Here is a 17,611-nt window from a genome sequence, read left to right on the forward strand (position 1 = left end):
ATTGACGTTTAACCTCTCTCATACATTTTTATGAAACAGTTTTTTATTTTTTTTCCTATAATAGCTTTAATTTCATTGAGTTCCTGTAGGGATGATTTTGAGCTGGAACCAAGCTTTGGAGAATTGGAATTTTCCCAAGACACTGTTTATTTAGATACCGTTTTTACCAATATTGCTTCAAGTACCTATAAAGTAAAGGTATACAACAAAAGTAATCAAGATATTAGAATTCCAACAATTCAGCTGAATCGTGGAGAAGACTCAAACTTTAGGTTAAATGTTGATGGAGTTGCTGGAAAAAGAATTAACGACATCAATATATTAGCAAGAGATAGCATTTTTGTTTTTGTAGAAGTCACAGCCGATATTGAAGCATTGAGTCAAAATCAGTTATCATTTCTTTATACAGACCAAATCAATTTTGATTCTGGATCCAATAGGCAACAAATTGAACTCGTAACTTTAATCCAGGATGCCCATTTTTTATATCCAGAACGATTTGCAGATGGCTCTACTGAAACTTTAAGTCTTGGAATAGATGCAGAAGGGGAAGAAATCCAAATAGATGGATTTATTTTAGATGATGAGTATTTGACATTTACCAATCAAAAGCCTTATGTGATTTATGGATTTGCCGGGGTTCCTTCGGGTAGGACTTTAAATATTGAAGCTGGCGCTAGAATTCATTTTCATGATAACAGTGGAATTATTGTTTCCAACGGTGCATCTATGAAAGCAAATGGAAGTTTAAGTTCTGATACTGATCTCTTAGAAAATGAAATAATTTTTGAAGGAGACCGGCTAGAACCAGAATTTTCTGATGTTCCTGGACAATGGGCAGCTATTTGGCTTACTGAAGGAAGTACAGGCCACGAATTTAACTACGTTACTATTAAAAACTCAACAGTGGGAATATTGATGGATTCCAATGATGGGTCTTCTGATCCAACTTTAAAAATTAAAAATACTCAGATCTACAATTCGGCTAATGTAGGATTACTGGCACGGACTGGGTTTATAGATGCAGAAAATGTAGTAATTAACAACAGTGGTCAGTCATCCTTAAACCTCTCTCTTGGCGGTCAATATAATTTTAGACATTGTACTTTTACCAATTACTGGCGAAGTGGTTTTAGACAATTTCCTGCAGTTCTCATAGAAAACAACTTACAAGTAGGTGAAACTCTTTTTGTTTCAGATCTAGACGTCAATTTTAGTAATTGTATTATTTATGGTAATGAATCAATAGAACTACTTTTAAATGAATCTGATGAAGCTGAATTCAATTATAAATTTCAAAACACTTTGTTGCGTTTTAATGACTTTAATAATCAGTTTGCTGATAATGAATTGTATAATTTTGAAAATTCAGATTTATTTGAAAACGTAATTTTAAATGAAACTCCTGAGTTTTTAAATACTGAAGAAAATCAAATGATTATTGGAGAGGATTCTGCTGCAAATGGAATGGGTGATCAGACCACAGCAAACCTAGTTCCATTTGATATTTTAGGTAAGAACAGAATTCAAAGTCCAGATTTGGGAGCTTATCAAAGTACTCAGTTTGAAGAATAAAAAAAATCGCTTTTGTACACAAAAGCGATTTAATATTATACTATCAGTTTTAATCCTAACTTTTTACAATTTCAGCAAATAAGGGTCTTTGACTCATCATTTCATGTACTTGTTGCTTAATAGATTCAAGGTGAGAAGTGTTTTCAAAATTCATGATGACGTCATCGATTAAATCGACAATTTTTTCCATTTCTTCTGTCTGTAAACCTCTAGTAGTTATAGCTGGAGTTCCTATTCTTATCCCAGATGTTACAAATGGGGATTTATCATCAAAAGGAACCATGTTTTTATTTACAGTAATACCTGCAGTGCCTAATGCTTCTTCTGCTTGTTTGCCAGAAATATTTTTATTTCTAAGATCAATAAGCATCATGTGGTTATCAGTTCCACCTGAAATAATTTTATAATCTTTATCCATAAATGCTTTTGCCATAGCAGAAGCATTTTCAATTACCTGTTTTTGATACTCTATAAATTCATCTGTAAGCGCTTCTCCAAAAGCAACAGCTTTTGCAGCTATAATATGTTCTAATGGTCCACCTTGATTTCCAGGAAATACTGAACTATCAAGCATACTTGACATTTTCTTGAGTTTCCCATTTTTAAGCTTCTCGCCAAATGGATTTTCAAAATCTTTGCCCATCAAAATAATCCCCCCACGAGGTCCACGTATAGTTTTATGTGTCGTTGAGGTGATAATATGACAATGATCTATTGGGCTTTGTAGCAATCCAGCAGCAATAAGTCCAGCTGGATGAGCCATATCTGCTAGTAAGATTGCTCCAACTTCATCTGCAATTTCTCTAAAGGTTTTATAATCGATTTCTCTAGAATAGGCAGATGCACCAGCTATAATCATTTTCGGTTTTTCTCTATGGGCGACTTCTCTCACCATATCATAATCGATAAGGCCTGTAGATTCATCAACTCCATAAAAAACAGGATTATATAGCTTACCGGAGAAGTTTACTGGTGACCCATGAGTTAAGTGCCCACCATGTGAAAGGTCGAAGCCTAAGATTTTATCCCCAGGTTTCAAGCACATAGAAAATACTGCGGTGTTGGCTTGTGAGCCAGAATGTGGCTGAACGTTTGCGTATTCTGCTCCGAATAGTTTTTTTAACCGTTCTCTGGCAAGATCTTCAACTTTATCTACTACTTCGCATCCACCATAGTAGCGTTTACCTGGATAACCTTCAGCATACTTATTTGTAAGTACTGAGCCAGCAGCATCCATAACATCTTGGCTTGCAAAATTCTCACTTGCTATTAATTCCAAACCGTTTGTCTGCCTATTTTTTTCTTCAAGAATTAAGTCTGAAATAGCCTTATCTTTCATCTTTATATTTTAAAGTTAAATGTGATTCAAATTTAACTATTTTAGATGGTTAATACAGTTAAAATAATATATTTGAAGGAAGTTTTAAGATTAATTTCAAATCCAAAAACCTTAATTTATGTCTCTAAAAGCAAATGATCCATCAAGAAAAACATGGTTGGATCTTCCAGATAATACCGATTTCCCTATTCAGAATATTCCTTTTGGTGTTTTTCTCACACGTGATGATATCATCACAATAGGTACCAGAATAGGCGATTACGCCATAGATCTAGGGGCACTCCATCAACTTGGATATTTTAAAGATATTCCTCTTACAGATGATATATTTTTACAGGATACTCTCAACGACTTTATAGCAGACGGACGTAAAACCTGGAGATCTGTAAGAAACAGAGTTGCAGAACTGTTTGATGCGACAAATGATGAGCTGAAGTCTAACCAAAAGGATAGGGAGACGATTTTGTTTACACTTGATGAAATCGAGATGCAAATGCCTGTTCAAGTTGGAGATTACACCGATTTCTATTCCAGTAAAGAACATGCAACTAATGTTGGTAAAATGTTCAGAGATCCAGAAAATGCTTTATTACCTAACTGGTTACACGCTCCTATAGGATATCATGGTCGTAGCTCTTCAATAGTTCCAAGTGGCATTCCAATCCATAGACCTCAAGGTCAAAAATTACCAAAAGGATCTGATGAACCAATTTTCGGTCCGACACGTCATTTAGATTTTGAACTTGAAATGGCATTTATTACAACAGCTAGCAATCATCTTGGAGAGCCTATTCCTTCTGAAGACGCCGAAGGTTATATTTTCGGTATGGTACTATTTAACGATTGGAGCGCAAGAGATTTGCAAAAATGGGAATATCAACCTTTGGGACCATTTTTAGGAAAAAACTTTGGATCTTCCATCTCACCTTGGATTGTTATGCTTGACGCATTGGAGCCTTTCCGTGTTGAAGGTCCTAAACCAGTAAAAAAACTATTGCCTTATTTGAAAACTAATGGGAAAAAGAGTTTTGACATCAGTTTATCAGTTGGAATAACACCAGACAGAGGTGAAGAAACTATAATCACCAAGTCAAATTTCAAATACATGTATTGGAATATGAGTCAGCAACTGGCTCACCACACTGTAAACGGATGCCCTGTAAATAGCGGGGATTTGATGGCTAGTGGTACTATCTCAGGACCAACCCCAGAGTCTTATGGATCAATGTTAGAACTTTCCTGGAATGGTTCAAAACCAGTGAAGCTTGACGATGGTCAGGAAAGACGCTTCATAGAAGATAATGATACAGTAACTTTACGAGGTTACTGCCAAAATCACGAAGTAAGGATTGGTTTTGGTGAGGTGTCCACAAAAATACTTCCGATATTTAAGTCTTGATTTTTTTAAATCAATTCAGATAATCTCTGAGAAATATATACCCCGATAGCTGAGCTTCGGGGTATTTTATTTTAAACATCAAGAAATTTAGATTGTTCTTGTTCTGATGGCATTGGACAAGTTTCTGACTTCCCAAACCACTGGTAACGATTTTTCGCGACAAAGTCATATATCAAGTTTCTGAAACCTTCTGGTAAAAATAAAAAAACACTTAATGTAGGATACAACCCACTTAAGTCTTTACTAATTTCTAGAGCTGCTGTAGATTTAATGTAATAAGCATTTCCCGGATCAATTAGAATAATGGAGTCAATTTTAGAAGTATCGATTTTTCGCTCTGAAGTTAATTTTTGTCCTAAATCACTCTGTAAAGATGCAAACCTGAAAATATCTTTCTTATCTCTTTTGATAATGAATCTTACTGAAGCATTACAAAAATTGCAAACCCCGTCAAAAAGTACAATTTTTTTATTTTTTGGTAAATCCATTATTTGGCACGCTTTACAAGTTCAAGTTGATCATCTGAAACACTTGTAGTGAACATTCCATAATTGACAACTACTTTTCCTTTTTCAAATTTATCGATAGTTCCAACAGCTCGTCCGTCTTGCATCCTTACTGAGTCGCCCTCTTTTAATTTTGGTCTCTTTGGAGTTTTGGAACCTTTTTCTTCCTCTTTAATTTTTTCTTTTTTCTTTTTAGTTCTTATTTTTTCAACTTTTTTTTGAGCCTCTTCCTTTACTTTTTTATCTTTTTCTCTTTGGATTTTTTCCTCTTTACGTGTTTGCTTAATTCGTTTTGAATTTTCCCGCTCAATGATTTTTAAAACATTGGAATAGAGTTCCTTCTTGTTTTTATTATTGAAATACTGTAATCCTATTTTATCTATCCTCTCACCAATACCAATCATACGCTGATTACTATCGTAAAGCTCTTGGTAACTTTCTAATTTCTGCTGAATTTTTAAATTGATCTCATCTAATTTTTCTTGCTCTTTACGTGTTTCGTCAGTTTTTGACTTTAATTCTGAATTTGTCTTAGCAAGCTTAGAACGTTCCATCTGAAGCTTAGCAATACTCTTGTCAAATCTGATTTTACCACGCTCAACTTTTTTCTTGGCTCTGTTAATTAAACTGAAAGGGATTCCATTTTTCTGAGCCACTTCAAAGGTAAATGAGCTTCCTGCTTCTCCGAGTTTTAATTCAAATAAAGGCTCCATTGTATAACTATCAAAAGCCATATTAGCATTGACAATTTCAGGATTTTCATTGGCCATCATTTTCAGATTGGCGTAATGTGTTGTAATAATCCCGTAAGCTTTTTTCTCATGAAAAACTTCAAGAAAAGTTTCAGCCAAAGCACCACCAAGTTCAGGATCGGATCCTGTTCCAAATTCATCGATTAAAAACAAAGTTTTGTCATCACATGTTTTTAAGAATTTTCGCATATTCTTTAACCGATAACTATAGGTGCTTAAGTGATTCTCAATACTTTGGTTATCGCCAATATCTGTAAGAATTTTATCAAAAAAGCAAATCCTAGAGTATTCGTGAACAGGGACAAGCATTCCTGCTTGCAGCATAATTTGTACGAGACCAATGGTTTTCAAAGTGATGCTTTTCCCACCTGCATTAGGACCAGAAATCACGATAATTTGTTGAGATTCATTTAAAGTGATGTCTTGGGGATAGGTTTTTTCACCAATTTTATTATGGTTGATTAGTAAAAGTGGATGGTAGGCGTCCTTGAGGTAAATTTCTTTTTCAGTTGTGATTTTTGGAAGTAAGCCTTCGTAAAGTTCTGCATACTTTACTTTAGCAGAAATTAAGTCGACTTCGCTTAAGTAATTTTGATATTGTTTCAAAAGATCTACAAAAGGTCTCAGGAAATTGGTAAGTGCTTTTAGAATTCTGTTGACCTCTTCTTTTTCCTCATATTCAGCCTCATCAAGTTCCCGTTCAGATTGCTGGGTTTCTTCTGGCTGGATATAAACGATATTCCCCGATTTGGAACTTCCTAGCATGCTGCCTTTTGCCTTTTTTTTATGCATTGCAGTCACAGCCAAAACCCGTACATTATCTACCACTGATTCTTTTATTTCATCAAGGTAGCCGTAACTGCTGTATTTTGATAAAGCTTTCGAAAAACTAGAATTGATCTTGCCTTTTGCAACATTTATTGTCTTTCTTATTCTAAAGAGCTCAGGTGTTGCATCATTTTTGATGTCACCAAACTTATCAATGATTCGTCGAATTTCGTCAACAATTGCAGTTGTGTATTCTATAGGCTGAGTAGATTTGTAAAGGTTTGGGTATAATTCTTTGTATTTCTGAAAATATTTGATGTGAATATTGGTAGTTTCAGAAAGATTTAAAATTTTTCTGAAACCATTGAGTTCCATCATAGAACCTTCAATATTTAAAATTTTTATGGCTTCATCAACACTTTCAAATCCATGGTTTGGAATAGGTTTTTCCTGCAGAGCAGAAGATTTATATTCCTCAGTTTGATGCAGGTGAAAATAAATGGATTTATAAGAAGAATAAGGAGTAAGCTTTAAAGCTCTTTCCTGCCCTTTATCTGTTATACAATAGTGACTCAATTGTGAGCAAACTGTTGGAAATTCTAAATCTATTAAGGCTTTTTCGCTAATGTTTATCATACTAAAATTCTACATTCGTAGTCTCACAAAAATACGTATAATATATGGAGGTTGAGATTGAAGCAAATTGGAAAAATATCTTAAAAGATGAGTTTGAGAAACCTTATTTTGAGTCGCTTATTGGCTTTGTGAAATCAGAATATAAGAATCATGATTGTTATCCTAAAGGATCTGACATATTTAATGCATTTGAGTTTTGTCCTTTTGATGAAACTAAAGTTGTTATTCTGGGGCAAGATCCTTATCATGGACCAGGACAAGCTCACGGATTATCTTTTTCAGTTCCAAAAGGAATATCTATACCACCATCACTTTCGAATATTTATAAGGAACTTAAAGATGACTTAGATGTTCAGCCGTATAGCCATGGAAATCTAGAAGCCTGGGCTCGCCAAGGTGTTTTACTACTGAATGCAACTTTGACTGTTCGAGCTCATGAAGCAGGAAGTCATCAAAATAAAGGATGGGAAATTTTTACAGATGAGGTTATAAAAAAACTATCACAAGGAAAAGAGAATGTAATTTTTCTATTGTGGGGTGGATTTGCAAAAAAAAAATCAAAACTTATAGACTCTTCGAAGCATCATATTTTAACCTCCGGCCACCCTTCGCCATTAAGCGCTAACAGAGGATATTGGTTTGGTAATAAACATTTCAGCAAAGTTAATAAGCTTTTACAAGAACAGGGTGATATTCCAATCCAGTGGTAATTTATTTGTCAGCAAAAACACGATCAGAACTTGATTCTTGATGAGACTGTAACCAAATTTTTGGAGTATTAATTTTTAATTTCTTTTTAGTCAATTTTGACTTTACATCCCCACAGTCACAACTGAATCTAAGAAGAAGAAAGTTTATAACAATAAGGCTAGCTATCGCAATAATGTAAATCATATAAAAGAGCTTTTAGGATAAAGTTTTTCTTTAATTAATAGATGTAATAAAAAGGATTGGTTGCGTATTTTAAAAAATAAATTCAGAATATTTCTTTTCTTGGTTCACGAGATTAAGATCTTTTAACTTTTTTTGTGTAAAATAAACATCTTTTTCGGAAAGTTGTTTTTGACTCCATTCAGTTATTTTTAGCCATTCTTTTACATCATTAATTTCTAATTGATAACGTTCAGAAATTTGCTTTTCGATTCGATTTAAACTCTTCAAAGATTTGCTTTTTTGATTTAGAGGTTCTAATAATGAATTAGTGATCTCAGGATTATTTTTCAAAAATTCATTCGTAGTCACAATCACGAAGCAGGGCCATGGTGTAGGTTCATCTCCAAGTCTTCGGAAGGTGCCATTATCAACTAGCGGTTTGGTTGTGAAATGTTCCCACAAGAAATAATCTGAAGAACCTTCAGCTAAGGATTCTTTTGCCCCAGAGAGATTTTGTGTAGTTTCAAAATCTAAATGTTTTGTATCCCAATCTTGATTATGAGCATGAACATAAGTCATAAGATGAGATCCAGAACCAAACCGGCTAATGGCAGCAGTTTGGTTTTGTAGGTCTTCAATCTTTTTGAAGCCTGAATCTGCATGTACATGAATGCCCCACATGAGCGGACTTTTTACATAAGTTTGAATAATCTTGAATGGACTCCCGTCGCAAATTTCTTTTATGGAACCTTCAGTGAGCATTACGGCAATATCGATACTTCCATTTTTTAAAGCTTCACTCATTTCGCCAGTGCCACCATGAAAATCAATCCACTCAACATCTATCCCTTTCTTTTTAAAGCTCCCATCTTCAATGCACAAATGCCATGGTAAATTAAAGTGTTCTGGAACTCCACCAATTTTTAATTTTATCATATAAAAATTCTCTTTTTAGAGTTTGGTAAGCTTGTCTAATGTAAACTGAATTAAAGAATCGACGGCAGCTTTAGGGTCTTTGCTGAAATTTCCTGTAGACCTATTAGCAATTATTGCATTCATAGATAAAGCGCCATGTCCAAGAAGTTTAGCTAGTCCATAAATGGCACTAGTTTCCATTTCTAAATTGGTAATGGTTTTGCCTTTAAATTTAAAGTTAACTAACTGGTCAATGAATGTTGGATCTTGAGTCTCTAGCCTAAGAGTTCTACCTTGTGGACCATAAAAGCCTAAGTTAGTTCCCGTAAAACCAGAGATTACTTTTTCGTCAGTGTTAAAAAGATTAATTAAATCAATATCTCCATCTACAATGTAGGGTTGTGGTTTTTTTGAAGAAATTTTTAGATGCTGACAAAGAGCATCAGTAACTTTCTGATTTATGATATCGTTCTTGTAATAATGAAGTAAGCCATCAAAACCAACTCCAGCTTCACTCATTACGAATTTATCAAGTTCAGCATGTGGCTGAATACCACCTGAGGTTCCGACCCTTATAAAATTTAATTTATGATGCTTTTGTTTAATTTTTCTAGTTTCAAGATTAATATTTACAAGAGCATCCAATTCATTAATTACGATATCAATGTTGTCGATTCCTATTCCAGTAGAAATAACAGTCATTTTTTTACCCTTATAAAATCCAGTTTGAGTTTTGAATTCTCTTTTCTGAGTTTCAAATATGATTTCATCAAAATAGGAAGTCACTTTTGCAACTCTATCTTGGTCACCAACGGTAATAATAATATCAGCAATATTCTCTGGTTTTAAGTTGAGGTGATATATACTACCGTCTGGATTTAAAATTAATTCTGATGATGCTATTGACATATTTTATATTTTAAAAAAGGCTTGAATATGAAATTCTTAACCTCATTTTATAATGTTTTTTTAGGCAAAGCCTGATTAATAAGAAAGAAAGTCTAATCTAAGATTTAACCTCCAACTCGCTTCACCTTAAAACCAAGATTTTTTAATAATTCCATGATTTGATCTCTATAATCTCCCTGAATGATGATCTCTTCATTTTTATGGCTTCCACCAACACCAATCTCTTTCTTAAGATACTTGGTTAGGTTTTGAAAATCATTCTTAGCTCCGGTATACCCCTTTATCAAAGTGTTAGCCTTGCCTTTTCTTTTAGAAAATTCACAGATAAGTGGATCTGATTGCAGCCAAATGTCAAGCTCATCAGTTTTTGAAACCGTTTTTTCCTCTTCTTTAGTCTCATGATCTGGAAATAAATCTTTCAATTGATCTTTTAGATCCATACTTTATTCTTTTATCAGTCCAATTTCAACTAGGCGTTGATGAAGAAATTCGCCAGCTGTGATGTCTTCGTATTGTTTAGGGTTATCTTCATCGATACACTCCTCGAGACAGTCTAGTCTCATATCGCTTCTGGGATGTAAGAAAAACGGAATGGAATATCTTGGTTTGTCCCATTCTTCTTTTGGTGGATTCACAACTCTGTGAATCGTAGACCTGAGTTTATTATTGGTATGTCTTTCCAGCATATCCCCAACATTGATGACGAGTTCGTCTTCTTTTGGCTTAGCATCTATCCATTCACCATCTTTACGCTTCACTTGCAAACCTCCTGCTGAAGCACCCATTAGTAGAGTTATCAGATTGATATCTCCGTGAGCACCTGCTCTTACAGCACCTTTAGGTTCTGTTTCTATTGGTGGATAATGAATTGGACGTAAAATAGAATTACCGTTACTCGCCCAGTGGTCAAAGTAGTATTCGTTCAGGCCTAAATAGAGAGCCAGAGCTCTCAATACATAGATGCCAGTTTTCTCCAGCATTCTATAAGCTTCCATTCCTACTTCATTAAATTTAGGGAGCTCCTTTACTTCAATGTTTTCTGGATACTTTTCAGTAAGCTTCGCATCTTTATCTGGTTCTTGACCAAAATGCCAAAATTCCTTGAGGTCACCTTCTTTCTTACCTTTCGCATGCTCTTTTCCGAAGGAAACGTAACCACGTTGACCACCCAAATCTTCTCTTTCATACTTTTTTTTGGTTCCTTCCGGGAGATCAAAAAAAGCTTTTACTTGGCTGTATAATTCGTCAACTAGTTTTTTATCTAGAAAATGATGATTTAAAGCTACAAAGCCAATTTCTTCATATGCTGATCCAATTTCATTAACAAATTTTTGCTTTCTTTTTGGGTCTTCTGATAAAAAATCTGAGAGGTTAACGCTCGGTATATTTGTAATGGACATGTGATAAATTTTATAAAAACAAATTTAATCAATTTTATTCAACAAGAATTTTAGGTTTCTGTTTAATTATGAGTTTTCATTATGATACATTTGGATAGTTAGATAATATATATAATTTATGAATTTCGACAATCATTCTTTATCAAAAGAACAACATATAGATCTATTTAAAGGTATACTAAAGCCTCGACTTATAGAAGAGAAGATGTTAGTGCTACTGAGGCAAGGCAAAATATCTAAGTGGTTTTCAGGAATAGGCCAGGAAGCCATAGCTGTGGGAGTTACAAAAGCTTTGAAAGCAGACGAGTATATTTTGCCGATGCACAGAAATCTTGGTGTATTTACTGAAAGAAAAATTCCTTTACATCGACTATTTTCACAATGGCAAGGAAAAATGGATGGTTTTACAAAAGGTCGGGATCGTAGTTTTCATTTTGGAACTCAAGAATATAAAATTATTGGAATGATTTCACATTTGGGTCCACAGCTTGGTGTTGCAGATGGTATTGGTTTGGGACATAAACTGAAAAAAGAAAAAGCGGTAACAGCCGTTTTTACTGGTGAAGGAGGAACAAGTGAGGGTGATTTTCACGAAGCTCTCAATGTGGCTTCAGTATGGCAACTTCCTGTATTGTTTTGTGTAGAGAATAATGGATATGGGCTTTCAACACCAACAAATGAGCAATTCAATTGCGAGCATATCGCAGATAAAGCATTGGGTTACGGAATGGAGTCTCATATTATTGATGGTAATAATATTGTTGAAGTTTTTGCTCAGGTAAATGAAATAGCAGAAAGTGTAAGACAAAAACCAAGGCCTATACTTCTTGAATTTAAAACTTTCAGAAGAAGAGGGCACGAAGAAGCAAGTGGAACCAAATATGTCCCAGATGAACTCATGGAACATTGGGAGAAATTGGATCCTGTAGATAATTATGAGTTATTTATTTTAGATTCTAACTTCTTAAATCGAGAAGAAATCAATTTAATCAAATCTGAAATAAAATCTGAAATTGATGAACATCTCAAAATAGCAAATGAAGAACTTGAGATTGAAGCTGATGAAACTATTGAATTACAGGATGTTTATAAACTTCATGAGTTTAAAAATCAAACACCCTCTTCAGAAAAAACTGAATTACGCTTCATCGATGCTATTTCTGATGGCTTAAAGCAAAGTATGGAAAAGCATGATGACTTAGTCATTATGGGGCAGGATGTCGCTGAGTATGGTGGAGTTTTTAAGATTACAGCAGGATTTGTCGAAAAATTTGGTAAAGAAAGAGTTAGAAATACACCAATTTGTGAATCCGCTATTGTTTCAGCAGCTATGGGGCTTTCTATTAAAGGGATTAAATCTATTGTAGAAATGCAGTTTAGTGATTTTGTAAGTTCTGGATTCAATCCAATTGTTAATTATTTAGCTAAAGTTCATTACAGATGGGCTCAAAATGCAGATGTAGTCATAAGAATGCCTTGTGGTGCAGGAGTAGGAGCTGGACCTTTTCATAGTCAAACCAATGAAGCTTGGTTTACAAAAACACCAGGTCTTAAGGTCGTCTACCCCTCAAATCCGCAAGAAGCTAAAGGTCTTTTATTAGCTTCAATTGAAGATCCGAATCCAGTTTTATTTTTTGAGCATAAGGCCTTATACAGAAGCATCAGAGGAGAGGTTTCAGATGATTATTTCACGGTTGAGCTAGGAAAAGCTAATCTTATAAGTGAAGGAAATGATCTTAGCGTTATTACTTATGGGGCTTCAGTTCATTGGGCTAGTGAGGTTTTGCAGAAACATCCTGAAATTTCTGCAGAACTAATAGACTTAAGAACATTGTCACCACTTGACGAAGAAGCTATTTTCAAATCGGTTAAGAAAACAGGAAAAGTTATCATTCTTCAAGAGGATTCCATATTTGGGGGAATAGCCTCAGATATTTCAGCTTTGATTTCTGAAAATTGCTTTGAATATCTAGATGCACCTATAAAACGTTTGGCAAGTCTTCCAACTCCTATACCTTTTTCCAAAAATCTAGAAGAACAATATTTGTCTAAATCAAAATTTGAAAATGCATTGATAACATTAAATAAATACTAAATAAATCTTAAGATGGATTTATTAAAGTATATTAGACATCGAACCAAAAAATAAAAATCATGATACGATGGATAATTACTTTTCTCGTTATTGCATTAATTGCTGCTATTTTAGGCTTTGGTGGAATCGCTGAAGGAGCTGCGGATATTGCAAAAATTATTTTTTACATTTTTATTGTTTTGTTTGTTATTTCTTTAATTGGAAGACTTTTCAGACGATAAAAAATTTTAAGTCCGTAAATTTGTTCGATATGTGAGTTTACGGATTTTTTAAATAAATTAAACAAAATACTTATGAAATATATACTACCTATAATTGTGATTTTTTTAATTACTTCTTGCGGGCCATCTTATGTTGCAAATCAAGTAGAAAAAGATTTTAAAGGAGACTGGGTTTTGGAATCAATTTCATACCCCAACTCTTCAGGTCTTTTTGATGTTGAAATTCTAGATATTGCCAGTGTCTCTTGTTTTGAAAATTCAGTTTGGAGTTTTATTCCAAATAATAGCTCTGGGAGTTTTATTTTAGATGGTAATGACTGCTCTAAGACTGAGCAACAATTTACTTGGTATATCGACAAAGCAACTGCACAAAATTTAAATTCTGAAATGCTATTAAAAGTGACTACCGGGCAGAAAGCTAGAAAAGTCGATACTGGAACAAGAATAAAGATTAAATCTTTGTTAGCAGACCATATGGTTTGGGAACAAAACGCTATGTTTAGAGGAGAACAAATTAAAATTCAAATGACATTTACAAAATTATAATTATGAAAAACTTTCAGAGTAAAATATTAATAATCTTAGTAGCCTTCGCTTTTTTATTTAGTTCCTGTGAGGCTACAAAAAATACTAATAAAACCCAGCGTGGAGGTGCCGTTGGTGCCGCAAGTGGCGCTGTTATTGGTGGTGTGATTGGAAACAATACAGGCGATGGTGATAACTCAGTTCTTGGGGCTATTATTGGTGGTGTCGTTGGTGGTGCCGCTGGCGCTTATATCGGAAACAGGATGGATAAGCAGGCCAAAGAAATAGAAGAAGAAATTCCTGGAGCTGAAGTGACTAGAGTTGGTGAAGGTATCAATGTTACTTTTGATGAAAACTCTGGTGTTTACTTTGCTACTGATAAATCAGAAATTGCTGGGGATTCTGAGATTTCATTACTGAAATTAATCAATATTTTTCAAAAATATCCTAAAACCAATATCATTGTTGAAGGTCATACAGATTCTACAGGTAGAGATTCATATAACATGAACTTATCAAAAGAGCGTGCTCAGGCAGTAACAAATTATTTGACAAGTAATGGAATAGATAGTTCTAGAATTCAAACCAATTGGTTTGGTGAAGAACAACCGAAATTTGACAACTCTACTGCAGAAGGACGTGCAAAAAATAGAAGAGTGGAGCTCGCTATTGTTGCCAACCAAGAATTAAAAGAAGAGGCTAAACAAAAAGCTCAATAATATTTAAAATAATCAACATGAAAATCCTAATACTGTATTAGGATTTTTTTTATGCCTAAATTTCAGCAATGAAAATTTATGATGTTATAATTATTGGTGGAGGTCTTGCTGGATTGACATCAGCAATCGATTTATCATTGAGTGGGTTTGAAGTCTTAGTCATAGAGAAAGACGAATATCCCAAACATAAAGTGTGTGGTGAATATGTCTCCAATGAAGTTTTACCTTACTTAAAACGTTTAGGTATTGATATTGAAAAAACAAATGCAGATCAAATTGATCGATTGACTTTAAGTAATCGGAATGGTAAATCCGTGAATGTAAAATTGCCGCTCGGTGGATTTGGAATGTCCAGGTATGCTTTAGATTATCTACTATATGAAAAGGCAAAGTCAAATGGAGTTAAATTTCAATTTGATACGGTTACTGATGTTGAATTTGAAAATGAAAAATTTTGCATAAAAACCAATCGTAAAGAACTTTATTCTGAATTAGCGATTGGAAGTTTCGGTAAACGGTCGACACTAGATAAAAAACTCGAAAGAGATTTTATTCAATATAAAACTCCTTGGATAGGAATTAAAGCTCACTATAGGAGCGATGATTTTCCAAGTGGGGAAGTGCAACTCCATAATTTTGAAGGTGGGTATTGTGGACTTTCCAAGACCGAAACTGGTGCGGTGAATTTTTGTTATTTAACACATTACGATAGTTTCAAAAAAGAAGGCTCTGTTGAAAATTTCAACACACATATTTTAAAAAAAAATCCTGAATTGAAATCCTTTTTAGATAATTCTGAAATCATTTTCGATAAACACATAGCGATTTCGCAGGTGTCTTTTCAAAACAAAAGTGCAGTTGAAAATCATATGCTGATGGCTGGAGATTCTGCTGGACTCATTCATCCGCTTTGTGGTAACGGAATGGCGATGGCGATACATTCGGCTAAATTACTTTCAGAAGAAATTAAAGCATTTAGAAAACATAAAAACAGAAATCAATTGGAAGAAAATTACTCGAAAATTTGGAAGCAGACTTTTCGAAAAAGACTTACTTTCGGTTCATTATTTCAAAGACTTCTTTTACAGCCGAAACTCACAAACATTGGGATGTTAGCTGTTTCTAAGTCTCCGTATCTACTCAAGAAAATGATTCAACAAACCCACGGAAAGCCTATTTCATGAAACAAATTTCAACAAAAACTCGAAGTCGAGAAGATGAAATCATGGATAAATTTGACTTTAAGGGTGAAGAGCTAAAAAATGTACTTCGTACCATCGATAAAATTAACACCAAACTTGGTGGACATCGAGTGACAATAAAAGGAATCCAAAAACTATTAGAGAACCACTCCAAGAAGCATCTGGTCATTGCAGATCTAGGTTGTGGTAGTGGAGATGCATTGAGACAAATTTCAAAATGGGCAAAAAAACAAGGCATCAATGTTCAACTTATTGGCATAGATGCCAATCCTTTTACTATCGAGATTGCAAGGGAATGGACTAGAGACTACAAGAATATTTCTTACAGAGTTATAGATGTTTTTAGTGAAGATTTTGATGATTTTGAGGCAGATATTATTACTTGTTGTCTGACACTTCATCATTTTGAAGATGATGTTATTAAGAAATTACTTCCTATTCTTTCTGATAAAGTTAGTTTAGGCTTAGTCATTAATGATTTGCATAGACATAAATTTGCTTACCAATTATTCAAGTTATATTGCTCAGTCTTTGTAAATTCAGACATTGCAAGAAAAGACGGACTAACCTCAATTTTAAGAGGATTTAAGTCAGATGATTTTGAGAATTACGCAGAACAATTAAATTTAAAGCACCACTTCAAATGGTATTGGGCATTTCGGTACCAGTGGATTATTTATAGCTCATGAGTGTAAAAATAGAAACAGTGGCGACACAAACGCCTCAATATTTTAAGGAAACTAAAGATATTATTCCTTTTGTAGAGATGTGGCTAGCCAATGAAGATGAGAGATTTCGTAGGAAAGTAATAAAGATTTATGAAGGCGCACAGGTAGATAAACGCTACTCCATAATGGATCCTGAAGAGGTATTTTCAGTAACATCTTTTGAAGATAAAAACCGAATATATACTCGAGAAGCCAAAATCTTAGGAAAAAAAGTTTTGGAGAAAGCATTAGACAAGGCTGGGTGGTCTCCCCAAAGTTTGGATTACATCATAACCGTGAGTTGTACGGGGATTATGATTCCATCTCTGGACGCCTTCCTTATCAACGATTTGGACTTACGACAGGATATTGTGAGACTTCCAGTGACAGAAATGGGGTGCGCAGCAGGAATTTCTGGGATGATTTATGCCAAGCAATTTTTACAAGCCAATCCAGATAAAAGAGCAGCCATTGTAGCTTTCGAAGCACCTACAGCCACCTTTCAGCTGGATGATATGTCGATGGCAAATATGGTAAGTTCAGCTATTTTTGGAGATGGTTCTGCATGTGTTTTAATGAGCTCTGAAGAGGCTTGTACTGGTCCGAAAATCCTTGGAGAATCCATGTATCATTTCTACAATGACACTCACATGATGGGTTTTGATTTGACCAATTCTGGATTGAAAATGATCCTTGATATTGACGTTCCCGAGAAAATAAGTGAACATTTCCCACAAATTATTCATCCTTTTTTGGAATCAAATCAGACCAAAATTGAAGATATAGACCATCTCATTTTCCACCCTGGTGGCAAAAAAATCATCAATACAGTTGAAGCACTTTTTGGCGCAATGGGCAAAAATATAGATGACACCAAGGAAGTACTTCGTCTTTATGGAAATATGAGTAGTGCAACTGTGCTTTATGTGCTGGAGCGCATGATGCAAAAACCAATTGAAAAAGGAGAAAAAGGATTGATGTTGAGTTTCGGACCAGGATTTTCTGCTCAGCGTATTCTTTTGGAATGGTGATTACTTCGGAATTTAATACAAGTAAGATTTAATATTTAA

Annotated in this window: 17 protein-coding genes; 10 read left to right on the plus strand and 7 right to left on the minus strand. The window is 34.4% G+C overall.

Features of this window, described 5'->3' with window-relative positions:
• Positions 1–30: 30 nt before the first annotated feature.
• Positions 31–1,575 (plus strand): hypothetical protein, encoded by a 1,545-nt coding sequence (locus tag ACFQ0R_RS09905; RefSeq protein WP_379658212.1) that lies wholly within the window; start codon positions 31–33, stop codon positions 1,573–1,575.
• A 55-nt stretch (positions 1,576–1,630) separates the two neighbouring features.
• Here the strand turns inward: ACFQ0R_RS09905 and ACFQ0R_RS09910 are convergent, their stop codons facing one another.
• Positions 1,631–2,914, minus strand: a complete 1,284-nt coding sequence (locus ACFQ0R_RS09910) for a serine hydroxymethyltransferase (RefSeq protein WP_379658213.1) — start codon at positions 2,912–2,914, stop codon at positions 1,631–1,633.
• Between the two features lie 118 nt (positions 2,915–3,032).
• Between ACFQ0R_RS09910 and fahA the strand changes: the two genes are divergently transcribed.
• A complete protein-coding gene (fahA, locus tag ACFQ0R_RS09915) occupies positions 3,033–4,313 on the plus strand; it encodes a fumarylacetoacetase (RefSeq protein ID WP_379658214.1) in 1,281 nt (426 codons plus the stop codon).
• 71 nt (positions 4,314–4,384) lie between these two features.
• On the opposite strand, the gene ACFQ0R_RS09920 is transcribed toward fahA, so the two are convergent.
• Entirely contained in the window at positions 4,385–4,801 is a 417-nt protein-coding gene (locus ACFQ0R_RS09920; RefSeq protein WP_379658215.1) for a thiol-disulfide oxidoreductase DCC family protein, read from the minus strand.
• The gene (locus ACFQ0R_RS09925; protein WP_379658216.1) at positions 4,801–6,975 is read right to left on the minus strand and encodes an endonuclease MutS2; all 2,175 of its coding nucleotides are present in this window, start codon (positions 6,973–6,975) and stop codon (positions 4,801–4,803) included. The genes ACFQ0R_RS09920 and ACFQ0R_RS09925 overlap by 1 nt, the downstream gene beginning before the upstream one ends.
• 44 nt (positions 6,976–7,019) lie before the next feature.
• Here ACFQ0R_RS09925 and ACFQ0R_RS09930 point away from each other — a divergent pair, with 44 nt between their 5' ends.
• A complete protein-coding gene (locus tag ACFQ0R_RS09930; RefSeq protein ID WP_379658217.1) occupies positions 7,020–7,685 on the plus strand; it encodes a uracil-DNA glycosylase in 666 nt (221 codons plus the stop codon).
• A gap of 253 nt (positions 7,686–7,938) precedes the next feature.
• Here ACFQ0R_RS09930 and ACFQ0R_RS09935 read toward each other — a convergent pair whose 3' ends face one another.
• From ACFQ0R_RS09935 to ACFQ0R_RS09950, 4 genes are all read right to left on the minus strand, one after another.
• Complete coding sequence (locus tag ACFQ0R_RS09935) at positions 7,939–8,784, minus strand: substrate-binding domain-containing protein (protein WP_379658218.1); 846 nt, start codon at positions 8,782–8,784, stop codon at positions 7,939–7,941.
• A gap of 15 nt (positions 8,785–8,799) precedes the next feature.
• Positions 8,800–9,672 (minus strand): nucleoside phosphorylase, encoded by an 873-nt coding sequence (locus ACFQ0R_RS09940; RefSeq protein WP_379658219.1) that lies wholly within the window; start codon positions 9,670–9,672, stop codon positions 8,800–8,802.
• Between the two features lie 104 nt (positions 9,673–9,776).
• Positions 9,777–10,112 carry a translation initiation factor gene (locus ACFQ0R_RS09945; RefSeq protein WP_379658220.1) on the minus strand — a complete coding sequence of 112 codons (336 nt, stop codon included), beginning with the start codon at positions 10,110–10,112 and terminating at the stop codon, positions 9,777–9,779.
• A gap of 3 nt (positions 10,113–10,115) precedes the next feature.
• Positions 10,116–11,072, minus strand: a complete 957-nt coding sequence (locus ACFQ0R_RS09950) for an isopenicillin N synthase family dioxygenase (protein WP_379658221.1) — start codon at positions 11,070–11,072, stop codon at positions 10,116–10,118.
• Positions 11,073–11,190: 118 nt separating this feature from the next.
• Between ACFQ0R_RS09950 and ACFQ0R_RS09955 the strand changes: the two genes are divergently transcribed.
• From ACFQ0R_RS09955 to ACFQ0R_RS09985, 7 genes are all read left to right on the plus strand, one after another.
• On the plus strand, positions 11,191–13,167 hold the full coding sequence (locus ACFQ0R_RS09955) for an alpha-ketoacid dehydrogenase subunit alpha/beta (RefSeq protein ID WP_379658222.1): 1,977 nt from the start codon (positions 11,191–11,193) through the stop codon (positions 13,165–13,167).
• Between the two features lie 59 nt (positions 13,168–13,226).
• Entirely contained in the window at positions 13,227–13,388 is a 162-nt protein-coding gene (locus ACFQ0R_RS09960; protein WP_379658223.1) for a DUF1328 domain-containing protein, read from the plus strand.
• Positions 13,389–13,460: 72 nt separating this feature from the next.
• Positions 13,461–13,934, plus strand: a complete 474-nt coding sequence (locus tag ACFQ0R_RS09965; RefSeq protein WP_379658224.1) for a hypothetical protein — start codon at positions 13,461–13,463, stop codon at positions 13,932–13,934.
• Between the two features lie 2 nt (positions 13,935–13,936).
• The gene (locus tag ACFQ0R_RS09970) at positions 13,937–14,632 is read left to right on the plus strand and encodes an OmpA family protein (protein WP_379658225.1); all 696 of its coding nucleotides are present in this window, start codon (positions 13,937–13,939) and stop codon (positions 14,630–14,632) included.
• Between the two features lie 68 nt (positions 14,633–14,700).
• Positions 14,701–15,816 (plus strand): NAD(P)/FAD-dependent oxidoreductase, encoded by a 1,116-nt coding sequence (locus tag ACFQ0R_RS09975; RefSeq protein WP_379658226.1) that lies wholly within the window; start codon positions 14,701–14,703, stop codon positions 15,814–15,816.
• Positions 15,813–16,523, plus strand: a complete 711-nt coding sequence (locus ACFQ0R_RS09980) for a methyltransferase domain-containing protein (RefSeq protein WP_379658227.1) — start codon at positions 15,813–15,815, stop codon at positions 16,521–16,523. Before ACFQ0R_RS09975 ends, ACFQ0R_RS09980 begins: the two co-directional genes overlap by 4 nt.
• Positions 16,520–17,572, plus strand: coding sequence for a type III polyketide synthase (locus ACFQ0R_RS09985; RefSeq protein ID WP_379658228.1), 1,053 nt, complete (start codon positions 16,520–16,522; stop codon positions 17,570–17,572). Before ACFQ0R_RS09980 ends, ACFQ0R_RS09985 begins: the two co-directional genes overlap by 4 nt.
• Positions 17,573–17,611 lie beyond the last annotated feature (39 nt).

The sequence above is a fragment of the Psychroflexus salinarum genome (genome assembly GCF_042677225.1).
In the GTDB taxonomy this organism is placed as follows: domain Bacteria; phylum Bacteroidota; class Bacteroidia; order Flavobacteriales; family Flavobacteriaceae; genus Psychroflexus; species Psychroflexus salinarum.

Excerpts from the sequence above, each read along its gene's own strand:
- ACFQ0R_RS09950 (WP_379658221.1), bottom strand. The coding sequence starts at position 11,072 with ATGTCCATTACAAATATACCGAGCGTTAACCTCTCAGATTTTTTATCA.
- ACFQ0R_RS09935 (WP_379658218.1), bottom strand. The coding sequence starts at position 8,784 with ATGATAAAATTAAAAATTGGTGGAGTTCCAGAACACTTTAATTTACCA.
- ACFQ0R_RS09940 (WP_379658219.1), bottom strand. The coding sequence starts at position 9,672 with ATGTCAATAGCATCATCAGAATTAATTTTAAATCCAGACGGTAGTATA.
- ACFQ0R_RS09930 (WP_379658217.1), top strand. The coding sequence starts at position 7,020 with ATGGAGGTTGAGATTGAAGCAAATTGGAAAAATATCTTAAAAGATGAG.
- ACFQ0R_RS09925 (WP_379658216.1), bottom strand. The coding sequence starts at position 6,975 with ATGATAAACATTAGCGAAAAAGCCTTAATAGATTTAGAATTTCCAACA.
- ACFQ0R_RS09955 (WP_379658222.1), top strand. The coding sequence starts at position 11,191 with ATGAATTTCGACAATCATTCTTTATCAAAAGAACAACATATAGATCTA.
- ACFQ0R_RS09905 (WP_379658212.1), top strand. The coding sequence starts at position 31 with ATGAAACAGTTTTTTATTTTTTTTCCTATAATAGCTTTAATTTCATTG.
- ACFQ0R_RS09985 (WP_379658228.1), top strand. The coding sequence starts at position 16,520 with ATGAGTGTAAAAATAGAAACAGTGGCGACACAAACGCCTCAATATTTT.
- ACFQ0R_RS09920 (WP_379658215.1), bottom strand. The coding sequence starts at position 4,801 with ATGGATTTACCAAAAAATAAAAAAATTGTACTTTTTGACGGGGTTTGC.
- ACFQ0R_RS09945 (WP_379658220.1), bottom strand. The coding sequence starts at position 10,112 with ATGGATCTAAAAGATCAATTGAAAGATTTATTTCCAGATCATGAGACT.
- ACFQ0R_RS09910 (WP_379658213.1), bottom strand. The coding sequence starts at position 2,914 with ATGAAAGATAAGGCTATTTCAGACTTAATTCTTGAAGAAAAAAATAGG.
- ACFQ0R_RS09965 (WP_379658224.1), top strand. The coding sequence starts at position 13,461 with ATGAAATATATACTACCTATAATTGTGATTTTTTTAATTACTTCTTGC.
- fahA (WP_379658214.1), top strand. The coding sequence starts at position 3,033 with ATGTCTCTAAAAGCAAATGATCCATCAAGAAAAACATGGTTGGATCTT.
- ACFQ0R_RS09980 (WP_379658227.1), top strand. The coding sequence starts at position 15,813 with ATGAAACAAATTTCAACAAAAACTCGAAGTCGAGAAGATGAAATCATG.
- ACFQ0R_RS09975 (WP_379658226.1), top strand. The coding sequence starts at position 14,701 with ATGAAAATTTATGATGTTATAATTATTGGTGGAGGTCTTGCTGGATTG.
- ACFQ0R_RS09960 (WP_379658223.1), top strand. The coding sequence starts at position 13,227 with ATGATACGATGGATAATTACTTTTCTCGTTATTGCATTAATTGCTGCT.
- ACFQ0R_RS09970 (WP_379658225.1), top strand. The coding sequence starts at position 13,937 with ATGAAAAACTTTCAGAGTAAAATATTAATAATCTTAGTAGCCTTCGCT.